The sequence below is a fragment of the Sediminicoccus sp. BL-A-41-H5 genome, from assembly GCF_050632405.1.
In the GTDB taxonomy this organism is placed as follows: domain Bacteria; phylum Pseudomonadota; class Alphaproteobacteria; order Acetobacterales; family Acetobacteraceae; genus Roseococcus.
In genome coordinates, this window is sequence record NZ_CP192601.1 from 3,268,723 (window position 1) to 3,281,184 (window position 12,462).

Annotated in this window: 11 protein-coding genes; 4 read left to right on the top strand and 7 right to left on the bottom strand. The window is 71.1% G+C overall.

Annotated features, from left to right (window positions below):
- Positions 1–4: 4 nt before the first annotated feature.
- Complete coding sequence (locus ACQ860_RS16015; RefSeq protein ID WP_431305771.1) at positions 5–1,330, top strand: ABC1 kinase family protein; 1,326 nt, start codon at positions 5–7, stop codon at positions 1,328–1,330.
- A gap of 19 nt (positions 1,331–1,349) precedes the next feature.
- Here ACQ860_RS16015 and ACQ860_RS16020 read toward each other — a convergent pair whose 3' ends face one another.
- On the bottom strand, positions 1,350–2,324 hold the full coding sequence (locus tag ACQ860_RS16020; RefSeq protein WP_431304334.1) for a Bug family tripartite tricarboxylate transporter substrate binding protein: 975 nt from the start codon (positions 2,322–2,324) through the stop codon (positions 1,350–1,352).
- 66 nt (positions 2,325–2,390) lie between these two features.
- Entirely contained in the window at positions 2,391–3,620 is a 1,230-nt protein-coding gene (locus ACQ860_RS16025; protein ID WP_431304335.1) for an Hsp70 family protein, read from the bottom strand.
- Positions 3,621–3,684: 64 nt separating this feature from the next.
- Between ACQ860_RS16025 and ACQ860_RS16030 the strand changes: the two genes are divergently transcribed.
- Positions 3,685–4,317, top strand: coding sequence for a glutathione S-transferase family protein (locus tag ACQ860_RS16030; RefSeq protein ID WP_431304336.1), 633 nt, complete (start codon positions 3,685–3,687; stop codon positions 4,315–4,317).
- A gap of 102 nt (positions 4,318–4,419) precedes the next feature.
- Positions 4,420–5,610, top strand: a complete 1,191-nt coding sequence (locus ACQ860_RS16035; RefSeq protein ID WP_431304337.1) for an MFS transporter — start codon at positions 4,420–4,422, stop codon at positions 5,608–5,610.
- Here the strand turns inward: ACQ860_RS16035 and ACQ860_RS16040 are convergent.
- Entirely contained in the window at positions 5,591–5,989 is a 399-nt protein-coding gene (locus tag ACQ860_RS16040) for a hypothetical protein (protein ID WP_431304338.1), read from the bottom strand. The two genes, ACQ860_RS16035 and ACQ860_RS16040, sit on opposite strands and share 20 nt — an antisense overlap.
- A gap of 67 nt (positions 5,990–6,056) precedes the next feature.
- Here ACQ860_RS16040 and ACQ860_RS16045 point away from each other — a divergent pair, with 67 nt between their 5' ends.
- Positions 6,057–6,620 (top strand): TetR family transcriptional regulator, encoded by a 564-nt coding sequence (locus ACQ860_RS16045; RefSeq protein ID WP_431304339.1) that lies wholly within the window; start codon positions 6,057–6,059, stop codon positions 6,618–6,620.
- Here the strand turns inward: ACQ860_RS16045 and ACQ860_RS16050 are convergent.
- The 4 genes from ACQ860_RS16050 to ACQ860_RS16065 form a co-directional block, all read right to left on the bottom strand.
- On the bottom strand, positions 6,580–7,785 hold the full coding sequence (locus tag ACQ860_RS16050; RefSeq protein WP_431304340.1) for an MFS transporter: 1,206 nt from the start codon (positions 7,783–7,785) through the stop codon (positions 6,580–6,582). The genes ACQ860_RS16045 and ACQ860_RS16050 overlap by 41 nt on opposite strands.
- Before the next feature lie 67 nt (positions 7,786–7,852).
- Positions 7,853–9,487: a hydantoinase B/oxoprolinase family protein gene (locus ACQ860_RS16055; RefSeq protein ID WP_431304341.1), complete on the bottom strand. Its 1,635-nt coding sequence runs from the start codon at positions 9,485–9,487 to the stop codon at positions 7,853–7,855.
- A complete protein-coding gene (locus ACQ860_RS16060) occupies positions 9,484–11,409 on the bottom strand; it encodes a hydantoinase/oxoprolinase family protein (protein ID WP_431304342.1) in 1,926 nt (641 codons plus the stop codon). The genes ACQ860_RS16055 and ACQ860_RS16060 overlap by 4 nt, the downstream gene beginning before the upstream one ends.
- Before the next feature lie 5 nt (positions 11,410–11,414).
- Positions 11,415–12,371 (bottom strand): Bug family tripartite tricarboxylate transporter substrate binding protein, encoded by a 957-nt coding sequence (locus ACQ860_RS16065; RefSeq protein WP_431304343.1) that lies wholly within the window; start codon positions 12,369–12,371, stop codon positions 11,415–11,417.
- Positions 12,372–12,462: the final 91 nt, after the last annotated feature.

A 12,462-nucleotide genomic window follows, 5' to 3' on the forward strand; every position in this document is an offset into this window, starting at 1 on the left:
GCGCATGGCGCGCACCTCGGGCGCGGTCACCGGCATTGCGGCGCGGGTGGCGGGCGAGCGATTCCTCGGCATCAAGACCAACAAGGACGCCCATGCGGGGGACCTCAAGGCGATCCTGGGCGGGCTGAAGGGGCCGATGATGAAGGTGGCCCAGTTCCTCGCCACCATCCCCGACGCGCTGCCCGAGGAATACGCGCGTGAACTCGCCACGCTGCAATCCAACGCGCCCCCCATGGGCTGGGCCTTCGTGAACCGCCGCATGGGCACGGAGCTGGGCGCCAATTGGCAATCCAACTTCGCCGAATTCGGGCGTGAGGCCGCGGCCGCCGCCTCGCTCGGCCAGGTGCATCGCGCGAAGCTGAAGGACGGCACCGAAGTCGCCTGCAAGCTGCAATACCCGGACATGAACTCCGTGGTGGAGGCGGATCTCAAGCAGCTCAAGCTCGGCATGCAGCTCTATCGCAAGATGGACAGCGCGCTCGACAACGAGGACGCCTATGCCGAGATCGCCGAGCGGCTTCGGGAGGAGCTGGACTACACGCGCGAGGCCGCGCATCAGCGCCTCTATGGCCTGATCCTGGCCGATGAGCCGCGCGTGCATGTGCCGACGCCGATCGACCACCTCACCACGCGCCGCCTGCTGACGATGACCTGGCTGAAGGGCGGCTCCATCCTCAAGCGGCTGGACGAGGAGCCCTCGCTGGAGGAGCGCAACCTCTATGCCGAGGCGCTGTTCCAGGCCTGGTACAAGCCGGTCTATCGCTACGGCGTGATCCATGGCGACCCGCATCTGGGCAATTACCAGGTGCGCCAGCCGGGCCTGCATGACGAGACGGGCGGGATCAGCCTGCTCGATTTCGGCGTGGTGCGGATCTTCCCGCCGAGCTTCATCACCGGCGTCATCACCCTCTATGAGGCGGTGCGGGACGGCGATGACGAGAAGGCGCATTTCGCCTTCGAATCCTGGGGCTTCCGCAACCTCTCGCGCGAGACGATGCTGGTCCTGAAATCCTGGGCGGATTTCCTCTACGAGCCGCTGCTGGAGGACAAGGTCCGCTTCATCCAGCAATCGGAAGACCCGACACATGGCCGCAAGGTCGCGCAGGCGGTGCATGAGGGGCTGAAGCGTACCGGCGGCGTGAAGATCCCGCGCGAATTCCCGCTGATGGATCGCGCGGCGATCGGCCTGGGCAGCGTCTTCTTCCGCCTCAAGGCGCAGCGCAACTGGCACCGCATGTTCAACGAGCTCATCGCCGACTACAGCGAGGAAAAGCTGGCGCAGCGCCAGACGGCGGCGCTGGCCGAGGCGCGGGTGCCGGGCCCGATCTGAGCCCGGCCTCCCCTTCGGATCACCCTTCCGCGCGGATGTTCCCGCGCTCGATCACCTCGCGCCACTTGTCCCGCTCGCGCAGCAGGCGTGCGTCACCGGCGGCGGGTGTGCTGCCGACATAGTCGAAACCGAGCTCCGCGAAGCGGCGGGACACATCCTCCGCGCGGGCGGCGCGGATTGCGGCCTCATGGATGCGGTTGACCGGGCCGTCGGGCGTCGCCTTGGGCGCGGCCAGCATGGCCCAGGTGTAGACGTCATAGCCCCTGAGGCGTGGGTCGCTTTCCGCCATGGTCGGCACCTCCGGGAATTGGCTGATGCGCGTCTCGGTCATCGCGGCCAGGGCGCGGACCGTGCCGGCGCGGATATGTGCGGCGGCACCCGGCACATCGGCGAAGACCATGTTCACCTCGCCCGCCAGCAGCGCTGTCAGCGCCGGGCCGCTGCCGCGATAGGGCACATGCGTCAGCTCCACGCCCATCATCATCTTGTAGAGCTCGGCCCCCAGGTGCAGCGGTGTGCCCATCCCGGCCGAGCCATAGTTGAGCCGCCCGCCCTGGGCCCGCGTCCAGGCGTGGAAGCCCGCGATGTCGCGCGGCGGCGCATCGGCGCGGACGACCAGGATATAGGGCGACGTGGAAACGAGGCTGATGACGCGCAGATCCGCCACGGGGTCATAGGGCATGGGCCGCATGGTGAGCGGCGAGGTGAGGAAGGAGATGGAGCCCATCAGCACGGTGTGCCCATCGGGCCGCGCCTGCACCACGGCGCGCGTGCCGATGGTGGCGCCCGCGCCGCCGCGATTCTCGACGGTGACGGGCTGACCCAGGAACTCGCTCAGCTTCGGTGCCATGAGCCGCGCGCCGATATCGGGCGTGCCGCCGGGCGGGAAGGGGACGATCATGTTGATCGGCCGGTCGGGCCAGTTGGCCTGGGCCAGCGCGGGGGTGGCGAGCGGCAGCAGGAGCGCCGCGCGGCGCGGGATGCGGATGGTCATTCTTGGTTCCTCCCGTTCAGAGGAGGTTACGATACCGCGAAACCCGGCTTTCCCAAGGGTTGCGCGTCAAGCCCGGCCCATCAGGGCCAGCCCCTCCGCCACCGAGACGAATTCGCCGCCGGCCATGACACGCTCCTTGCCGAAGCGCTTCTCGAAGAGGCGGCGCACGGCGGGCACCAGGGATGTGCCGCCGGTCAGGAAGACGCGGTCCACCTCTGGCGCGCTCAGCGATGCGTCGGCGAGTGCCGCCTCAACCGCGGCGCCGATCTGCTTCAGTTCCGGCGCGATCCAGGATTCGAAATCGCGGCGCGTGATCTCTTCGTCGACCGTGAAATCCGCGTGGCGGAATTGCAGGCGCGCGTGCGGCTTGGCGGACAGCGCGGCCTTCACGCCGGAGATGGCGCGATACAGCTCGTAGCCGACCTCCTCCTCGATGAGCTGGATGAGCTGGTGCAGGCGCTCGGGCTCGGCCGCGTTGCGGGCCACATCGGCGATGTCGCGCAGCATGCGCGGCGCGCGCATCAGCGAGAGCAGGTGCCAGCGCGCGAAGCTGGTGTACCAGCCGGGCGGGATGGGCAGGTCGGTGCCCATGACGTTGTAGCTGCCGCCCTTGCCGAGCAAGGGCGAGACGACGTGATCAATGATGCGGAAGTCGAAGGCATCGCCCGCCACGCCCACGCCCGCATGGCCGAGGGGTGTCACGCGCCCGGGCTCGAAGCGCAGCAGCGAAAAATCGCTCGTGCCGCCGCCGAAATCCGCGACGAGCACGGTTGCGGGGTGGTCGAGCGTGGTGGCGAAGCGATGGCCGGCGGCGGCGGGCTCCAGCTCCACCTGCACGGCCGGCAGCCCGGCGGCGGCGAAGCCGGCGCGCAGCCGCGCCTCGCCCAACGCGTCATCCGCCGTCTCGCCCACGAAGCGCACCGGGCGTCCTGCGATGATGCGGGCCCCCTCCAGCTCGGCGGCGAAGGGGGCGAGGAGTTCGCGCAGGAAAAGGCCGACCAGCGCTTCCAGCCCATAGGGGCGGCCGAGGATACGGGTTTCCTGGAAGCTCCTTTGCGCCAGGTAGCTCTTCATGGAGAGGATGAGCCGCGCCTCCAGCGGGTCCTCCAGATAGGCGCTGATGCCGGCCGGGCCGGCGGCGTGCAGCAGCCGCCCGGCGCCGTCGCGCCAGAAGCAGAGGATGGAGCGGAACACCTCCTCCGTGGCGCGGCGCAGCACGCGCACCTCGCCCTCGGGGGAGAGGGCGGTCACCACGGAGTTCGTGGTGCCGAAGTCGATGCCGATGACGCGTTGCATCGCGCGCTTGAACCGCCCTGGCGCCCTCTTGGCAAGGCGCGGCTTTGCCGTGACGCTGATCCGCATGGAACCCATGCTTCGGCTGCTTGGCCGCCACAACGCCTTCAATGTCCGCAAGGTGCTCTGGCTCCTGGATGAGCTGGGGCTGCCCTTCGCACAGGAGGATTGGGGGCGCGGCTTCCGCTCGACGGATGATCCGGAATTCCTGGCGCTCAACCCGCTCGGCACCGTGCCGGTGCTGGTGGATGGCGAGGCGGTGATCCGTGAGTCGCACGTCATCCTGCGCTACCTCGCGGCGCGGGCGGGGGCGGAGGCGCTCTATCCCACGCCGCTCGCGGCGCGCGCGAAGGTCGAGGCCTGGATGGACTGGGTGGCCTATGAGATGTCCATGCCCATGCGCGGCGCCTATCTGGGGGGCGAGTTGGGGCTATCGCCGTGGAACCGCGCCTCCTTCGTGCAGATGGGGCGCGCGGAATATGCGCGGCGCATGGGGCAGCTGGATGAGGCGCTGCGGGATGCGCCCTATCTCGCGGGCGAGGCCTTCACGCTGGCCGACATTCCGGCCGGCTTCGTGGTGCATCGCTGGTTCTCGATGAAGAGCGTGGAGCGCACGCCGCTGCCGGCGCTGGCGGCCTATTACGAGCGGCTCTCGGAGCGTCCGGCCTATCGCGCGCATATCCGCAACGGGCTGCCCTGAGGGCTTGTGGCTTCATGCCCGACAGCGCACCCACCCGCGAGCAAGCAGCCGGCCTTGCAGCGGGCATGAGGGCTCAAGCCCGTGATGGAGAAATCTAGCCGCATGCGCGGCTTCGCCATCGCCGTCATCACCGCGCAGGTGCTGACGCAGATAGGCGCCTTCACCCTGCCCGCGCTGCTGCCGGAATATCTGCGCCGCTGGAACCTCTCCGCCACCGAGGCGGGCTGGCTGATCGGTGCGTTCTTCGCCGCCTATGTGGTGGTGGTCCCGGTGCTGGTCTCGCTGACCGATCGGCTGCCGGCGCGGCGGATCTACCTGCTCGGCACGGGGCTGACCGCGGCCTCGCATCTGGGCTTCGCGCTTGTCGCGGATGGGTTCTGGAGCGGGCTGATCCTGCGCGCCATGGCCGGCATGGGCTGGGCGGGCTGCTACATGCCGGGGCTGAAGGTCATCGCCGAGCGGCTGGAGGGCAACGCGCAATCGCGCGCCGTCTCCTGGCATGCGGCCGGGGTGGGGATCGCGGGCGCGATCTCCTTCGCGGTGGCGGGGTTCTGGGCGTCGCTGGGCGGCGCGGAGGCGGCCTTCCTGTTCAGCGGTGGCGCGGCGCTGGTGGCTTTCATCATCGGCGCCGTGGTGATGCCGCGCACGGCGCCGCGCTCGCCCGCCGTGCCGCGCCGGCTGCTGGATTTCCGTCCCGTGCTGCGCAACCGCGCGGCGACGGGCTGGATCATCGGATACACGGTGCATACCTGGGAATTGGCGGCGCTGCGCGCCTGGGCGGTGACGTTCCTGACGCTCACCATCGCACGCGCCGGCGCGCCGGACTGGCTGCCCGGGCCGACCGCGCTCTTCACGGCGGCGGGGCTGGCCGGCATCGCGATCTCGGTGACGGGCAATGAGACGGCGCAGCGCTTCGGGCGTGCGCGCGTGGTGGCCTGGGCGATGGCGGGTGGGGCGCTGATGTCGGTGGCGACGGGGCTTTCCGCCTGGGTCTCGGCGCCGCTCGCGGCGCTGAGCGTCGTCTTGTGGAATGCGGCGATCTACCTGGATTCCTCGGCGCTCACCGCGGGCACCGTCCAGGCGGCCGGGCCGGAATTGCGTGGCGCCACCATGGGGCTGCACAGCATGTGCGGCTATGCGGGCGGCTTCGTCGGCCCGGTGGGCGTGGGGTTGGCGCTGGACCTGCTCGGCCCGGACAATCCGGCGGCCTGGGCGCTGGCCTTCGGGCATCTCGCGCTGATCACGCTGGCCGGCCTCTTGCTGCTGCGGCGGGTCAGCGCCGCTCGAAGATGAAGGCCAGCACCAGCCCGAAGCCCACCGTCCAGAGCAGCCAGGCCGCGGCACGGCTCAAATCCTCCGAGATGCCGCCGTAGAGCCAGGGCGCCCATGTGATGGCCAACCCGTCGCACATCACCGCCACGCCCGAGCCCAACGCCATGCCGGCGACGATCTGTTGCCGCCGCAGCCCGCCCAGCCGCTCGACCAGCCAAAGGGTGGGCCAGTTGAAGGCGACGCCGCCGGCGAAGGCCAGCACCGTCAGCGCGCCGCCCGAGAAGACGCCGAGAGGGGTGAGCAGGCGGATCAGGATCGCGCCCGAAATCCAGAGCAGCAGGGCCAAGACGGAGACGCGCAGCACCTGCGCGGGGCTGAGCATCTGGCTGCCGTGGGACATGGTGAAATATCATGTAGCGGTCGCTACATTCATAGCACCCCATGCGGCGCGATGCTACGCAAATCCGATGAGCATCCGTGAGGAACGCCGCGCCGCCGCCCTGGCCCGGATGGGCGAGCACCTGCTGCGCGAGGGCCTGGCCGGCGCCAGCCTGCGCGCCCTGGCAAAGGCGGCGGGCACCAGCGACCGGATGCTGCTCTACTATTTCGCCGACAAGGATGAGATCGTGACGGCGACGCTGGAACATGTCGCCGCGCACCTGGCCGCCTTGCTGGATGCCGCGGGCTCTGGCGCCGGCCCGCGCCCTTATCCCGTGCTTCTGGACGAATGCGCCGCCGCGTTCCGCCAGGCCGATTTCCAGCCCTTCATGTGGCTCTGGCTCGAACTCGCCGCCGCGGCTGCGCGGGGGCAGGAGCCGCACCGCGCGATGGCCGGGCGCATCGCCGATGGCTTCCTCGCCTGGGCCGCCGCGCGATTGGACACGGCCGATCCGGGCGAGCGGGAGGCGCAGGCGGCGCTGCTGCTGGCGACGGTGGATGGGCTGGCGCTGCTGCAGGCGGTGGGGCGCGGCGCGGCGGCCGGGCGGGCGCTCACCGCCGCCGTGCCTCGTTCAGCAGAAGCAGCGCCATGAGGGCGAGGCCGATGCCGGACATGGTGGCGATGGCGAGCCGCGGCCCCACGGAATCGCCCAGCGCGCCCATCGCCAGCACGCCGAGCGGCCCCATGCCGATGCAGGTGGTGACGAGGCCCAGCACGCGGGAACGGATCTCGGGGGGGGCCGCCGTCATCACCACCGAGGTCTGCATGGCGGCGAAGCGCGCGGTGCCAAGGCCGCCGATCGCGAGCAGCAGCCAGGCCAGCGCATAGCTGCCGGTGAAGGCGACCACGACCAGCAGCACCATGAAGAGGAAGGAGCCCACGACGAGCGGCGCGGTCCCGGGCGGGTTGCGCCGGCCCAGTGCCAGCCAGAGCCCGCCCAGCAGCGCGCCGAAGGGCTCGGCCGCGGCCAGCAGGCCGATGGCGGCGGAAGAGGCGCCGAAGGCGAGCGTGCCGAACGCCGGAAGGATCGAGTTGTAGCTGAAGGCGAAGACGTTCATCACGAAGGTCACGCCGAGCACGATGCGGAGCGCGGAGAGGCTGAGCACGAGGCGCACCGCCTCGCCGATGCCGGCGAAGGGGTTGCCGGTGGCCACGCGGCGCGGCGGCGCGGTGACGCGCGTGGCGAGGCGCAGCGCCACCAGATGCAGCGCGCAGGCGATGACCGCCGCCACCGCGATGCCGGCGAACTGGTAGATCACGCCGCCCAGCAGCGGGCCCACGGCGCGCGTGGTGCTGCCGGTCAGCGTGTCGAGCGCCACGGCCTGCACCAGGTCGCCTTGCGGTGCGGCATCGGCCGCCATGCGGCGGCGCGTCGCCATCTCGCCCGCCCAGGCGAGGCCGGCGAGCAGCCCCTGCACCATGAGGTGCCAGGGTGCCAGCTCGCCGAAGAAGGCCAGCAGCGCGACGCCGCCCGCCCCGAGCGCGGAGCTGGTCTGCAGCGCGATGAGCAGGCGGCGGCGGTCCAAGCGTTCGGCCAATGCGCCGGCGACGGCGCCGAGCAGCATCATGGGCAGGGCGCGCACCATGGCGACGATGGAGACGGCCAGCGCCGAGCCAGTCATCTCGAAGGTCCAGAGCGTGGCGGCGAGCAGTTCCAGCCAGCGCATGGCGTTGGCGATGCCGCCCAGCATCCAGAGCCGCCGGTAATCCGGCGTGCGCACCAGGCGCAGCAGGGTCGCGGTATCAGGCCGGGCCATGGGCCTCGGTCATGATCGTCATTGGTTCGCGTTTCCGCCCTGAGTCTCGATGATGATGTTGCGGCCTTCAGGCCGTGGTGGGAAGGCCCGCGAGGCGCGCATCCGCCTCGCGCAGCGCGGCGGCGCGGTCGGACTTCGGCCCATGGCCGCCGCCGCCGCCGGTCCACATCTCGATCACATCGCCCGCGCGCAGCACCAGGTCATCCTTGGAGCGGACCTCGATCACCGCGTCCCCGCGCAGCACGCGGCAGCCGGCGCACGCGCCATCCTCGCCGCCGGCGAGGCCCGCCGCCGGCACGCGGAAGCGGTCGCAGTAGATCGCGAGCCGCACGCCCTCCTCCAGGATGCGGTAGCGTCGCATGGAGCCGTTGCCGCCGCGATGCCGCCCCGCCCCACCCGTGCCGGGCAGCAGGCGATATTCCTCGATGCGGAAGAAGGGATAGTCGGCATCGGCGGCTTCCACCGGCACATTGGTGCAGTTGGACAGCGGGCCCGCCACCGCATCGCAGCCGTCATTCTCCGAGGATGCGCCATAGCCGCCATCACGGAGCTCGATGAAGACGCGGTAGCGGCCTTCCTTCAGCTGGGTCAGGCAGAAGCTGGTGGTGCTGTCGAAGCCCGTCGCCACCGCGCGTTCGGGGACGGCATGGCCCAGCGCCTTCAGCACCGCGTCATAGGCGCGATAGGTCGCTTCCATGCGCGCGCGGACGGGGGCGGGGAAACGCGGGTTGAGCAGCGTGCCCTCGGGCACGGTGATGGTGACGGCGCGGGCCGCGCCCTCGTTGAAAGGGACGTCATCGCCGCTCAGGAAGGATTTCAGCGCGGCCAGGGTGCCGGAGACGACGGAGGCATAGGGCGCGTTCAGATGCGTGCGCACCTGCGGCGCCGTGCCGGCGAAATCCACGGCCAGCGAATCACCCGCAATGGTGACGGTGGCGCGGACAAGCAGCGGCTCGGCGCCGATTCCGTCATCATCCACGTAATCCTCGCCGGTGTAGGTGCCGTCCGGCAGGTCGCGGATGGCGGCGCGGAGGCGGCGCTCCACATAGGCGATCTGGCCGGCCATGGCACCCTCGACCGTGGCCGTGCCGTGCCGCGCGCAGAGCTCGCGGACGCGGGCGATGCCGGTGAAGCAGGCGGCGAACTGGCTTTCGATGTCGCCGATCGTCTGCTCGGGCACGCGGATATTGGCCGCGATCATCCCGCGGAGGTTGCCCTCCAGCCAGTCGCGCCGGTGGTGCCAGCGCGCGGGTGGGATGATCAGGCCCTCGCCATAGAGATCGGTCGCGGAGGAGTTGAGGCCCGGCGCGCCGCCGCCGATGTCGAGGTGGTGTGCGACCGCCGCCGCATAGCCGATGATCCTTCCCTCCACGAAGATAGGCATGAAGATCAGGATGTCCTGCAGGTGGTGCGCGCCGCGATAGGGGTGGTTGGTGATGTAGAAGTCGCCTTCCTCCAGCCGCTCGGGCGGGCAGGCGGCCATGCAGTGGCGCAGCGTGATGGAGAGCGAGCCGACGAGGACGGGAATCAGCTCGTCACTCTGCGCCACGGCGGCGCCGCTCGCATCCATGATGCCGGTGGAGGCGTCCTTGCCGTCGCGCACGATGGGCGAGAAGGCGGAGCGATAGAGCTTCGCCCCCATCTCGCGCGCCGTGGACATCAGCGCCTGGCCGATGACGGCCTGGTCTGCGGGGCTGATCATGCCGTCCTCGTCAGCAGCAGGTTGCCGGCCGCGTCTTCCTCCGCGCGCCAGCCGGGCGGCACCCAGAGGCTGGCCGTGCTGTCCTCGATCAGGAGCGGCCCCTGCACGGGTGCGGCGAGGCGCGGCGGGCCGGCGAGGCCCGGGAGTTCCTCGCGCGTCACATGCAGGCCCACGCGGTAAGAGACGATCTCGACCGCGCGGCGCGCATCCACCGGCATGCGGTAGATGCGCTCATGCGCCGCGTTGAAGGCGGTGAGCAGGTCCGCCTCGTTGAAGCGCTCCGATGGCATCGGCACGCTGATCTCGAAGGCCTGGCCCACCAGGCGCATGTCGAGGCTCACCTCCAGCCGCCGCGCGCCGGTCACGCCATGCGCGTCGAAACGCGCATCGAGCTCGGCGCGAAGGATGGCGATATCCGCCATGGCCTCGGCCGCCGCGCCAGGTGCGACCGTGCGACGGCGCGTGCGGGCGGCAAGCAGGCTGTGGTCGGCGGCAAGCAGGCCATAGGCGGAGAGCACGCCGGCGCCGGGCGGCACCAGAACGCGCGCCATGCCGAGCTCCTCCCCCACGGCGGCGGCGAGCAGCGGGCCGGCGCCGCCGAAGGGCACCAGCACATGGTCGCGCGGGTCACGCCCGCGCTCGGTGGAGACGAGGCGCACCGCGGCCACCACATGGGCCACGGCGATGCGGATCACGCTCTCCGCCGTTGCCTCGATGGACAGGCCGAGCTGCGCGGCCAGCGGCGCATAGGCCGCGCGCGCCGCCGCGCCATCCATGACCAGGCCGCCGGCGAGTTGCTTCCCGGCGGGGATGCGGCCCGCGATCACCTGCGCGTCCGTCAGCGTCGGCCGGGTGCCGCCACGCCCGTAGCAGGCCGGGCCCGGCACGGCGCCCGCGCTGCGTGGCCCCACGCGCAGCATGCCGCCCTCATCCACCCAGGCGAGCGAGCCGCCGCCGGCCCCTACCGTCGTGATGTCCAGCATGGGCATCTGCACGACCAGGCCATCCACCCGCGCCTCGCGCGCCAGTTCCGGCCGGCCATCCGCGATCAGCGCCACATCCGCGCTGGTGCCGCCCACATCGAGGGTGATGATGTCCCGCACGCCGGAGCGTCCGGCCTGGCGCACCGCGCCCATGACGCCCGCGGCCGGGCCGGAGAGCAGGGCGCTTGCCGCATTGCGCCGCATGGCGGCGGCCGGCACGCGCCCGCCATTGGACTGCATGACCGAGAAGGCGCCGGTGAAGCCGCCCTCGGTCAGGCGCGCTTCCATCCGGCCCAGATAGGCGTCCAGCACCGGCTGCACATAGGCGGAGAGCGCCGTGGTGCTGGCGCGCTCATATTCGCGGAATTCCTGCGTGACCTCATGCGAGGCGGTGACGGGCAGGCCGGGGGCGAGGCGGCGGACCAGATCGGCCAGCGCCGCCTCATGCGCCGGATTGGCATAGGCGTTGAGCAGGCAGATGGCGAGCGCGCCGTAGCCGCCCGCGGCGAGGAAGGTGGCGAGGCGGGGTGCGAAGCCTTCCGCGTCGAAACCGCGTTCCGCCGTGCCATCGGCCAGCATGCGCTCGGGCACCTCCAGCGAATCCGCGCGGGCCACCAGCGGCTCGGGCTTGCGGTAGCGGAGGTTGAAGAGCTGCAGCTTGTCCTGCCGGCCGAGCAGCAGCACGTCGCGGAAGCCCTCCGTCACCAGAAGCGCGAGCCGCGCGCCGCGCCGCTCCAGCACTGCATTGGTGGCGACGGTGGAGCCATGGACGAACTCCTCCATCGCATCGGGCGCGATGCCGGCGGCGGCCAGCGCATCGAAGGCCGCGGCATCGGGCGCGGCGGGCGTGCTCGGGACCTTCGCCACGCGCACGCCCTCGGGGCCGATGCTCACCAGATCCGTGAAGGTGCCGCCGATCTCGATTCCGACCGAACGCATGCCCCTTACTGCACGCTGATGCGTGCTTCGCGGATCACGCGGCCCCAGCGCTCGGTCTCCTCGCGCGCCAGCTGACCCAGCGCCTCGGGCGTGCCATCGGCGGGTTCCGCGCCGAGTTCCAGGATGCGCTGGCGCACGGCGGGCCGCGCCATGATGCGACGGAAACCGGCGTTCAGCCGCTGCACCACGGGGGCGGGCACCTGGCCGCCGGTGAAGAGCGCGAACCAGGACAGCACCGAATAGCCCGGCACCGTCTCGGCCACGGTGGGGATATCGGGCGCCGCCACCGCCCGGTTGGGCGAGGTGACGGCGAGGCCGGTGAGGCGCCCCGAACGCACCAGCTCGATCGCGCCGGGCATGTTCTCGAACATGAGCTGGATCTGGCCGCCCTGCAGGTCGGTCAGCGCGGGTACGCTGCCGCGATAGGGGACATGCACGATGTCCACGCCCGTCATCAGCTTGAAAAGCTCGCCTGCCAGATGCGTCGTGGCGCCGATGCCGGCCGAGCCGAAATGGATGGCGCCCGGGCGCGCGCGGGCGGCGGCGATGAGCTGCGTGATGTTGGTGATGCCGCTTGAGGGGTTCACCACGACGAGGTTCGGCACGTTCGCCACCAGCATGACGGGTGCGAGGTCCCGCAGCGGGTCATAGGGCAGGCTGGACATGAGCGCGGGCGCCGTCGCGATCGGCCCGGGCGTGCCCATGACCAGGCTGGTGCCATCGGGCGCGGCCGCCGCCACCTGCGCCGTGCCCGTCACGCCGCCCGCGCCGGGGCGGGATTCCACGATGATGGGCTGGCCGAATTCCGTCTGGCCATGCTCGGAGAGGATGCGGGCCAGCACATCGGTCGTCCCCCCGGTGGTGAAGGGCACCATGAGGCGGATGGGCCGCGCCGGCAGCTCCTGCGCCTGGGCGCTGACCGCCAGAAAAGGGGTGGCCAGAAGCAGGGAGCGTCGGTTCATCGGCCTTCACCTCACGAATGTGTTCGGACAAGTCTGGCCAGCCACGTCACGGCATGCAAGCGGCGCGTGAAGCCGCTATAAGCCTGCACAA

Bases quoted from the DNA above. Each gene is read 5' to 3' on its own strand.
- ACQ860_RS16015 (WP_431305771.1), top strand. From the start codon at position 5: ATGGCGCGCACCTCGGGCGCGGTCACCGGCATTGCGGCGCGGGTGGCG.
- ACQ860_RS16020 (WP_431304334.1), bottom strand. From the start codon at position 2,324: ATGACCATCCGCATCCCGCGCCGCGCGGCGCTCCTGCTGCCGCTCGCC.
- ACQ860_RS16025 (WP_431304335.1), bottom strand. From the start codon at position 3,620: ATGCAACGCGTCATCGGCATCGACTTCGGCACCACGAACTCCGTGGTG.
- ACQ860_RS16030 (WP_431304336.1), top strand. From the start codon at position 3,685: ATGGAACCCATGCTTCGGCTGCTTGGCCGCCACAACGCCTTCAATGTC.
- ACQ860_RS16035 (WP_431304337.1), top strand. From the start codon at position 4,420: ATGCGCGGCTTCGCCATCGCCGTCATCACCGCGCAGGTGCTGACGCAG.
- ACQ860_RS16040 (WP_431304338.1), bottom strand. From the start codon at position 5,989: ATGTCCCACGGCAGCCAGATGCTCAGCCCCGCGCAGGTGCTGCGCGTC.
- ACQ860_RS16045 (WP_431304339.1), top strand. From the start codon at position 6,057: ATGAGCATCCGTGAGGAACGCCGCGCCGCCGCCCTGGCCCGGATGGGC.
- ACQ860_RS16050 (WP_431304340.1), bottom strand. From the start codon at position 7,785: ATGGCCCGGCCTGATACCGCGACCCTGCTGCGCCTGGTGCGCACGCCG.
- ACQ860_RS16055 (WP_431304341.1), bottom strand. From the start codon at position 9,487: ATGATCAGCCCCGCAGACCAGGCCGTCATCGGCCAGGCGCTGATGTCC.
- ACQ860_RS16060 (WP_431304342.1), bottom strand. From the start codon at position 11,409: ATGCGTTCGGTCGGAATCGAGATCGGCGGCACCTTCACGGATCTGGTG.
- ACQ860_RS16065 (WP_431304343.1), bottom strand. From the start codon at position 12,371: ATGAACCGACGCTCCCTGCTTCTGGCCACCCCTTTTCTGGCGGTCAGC.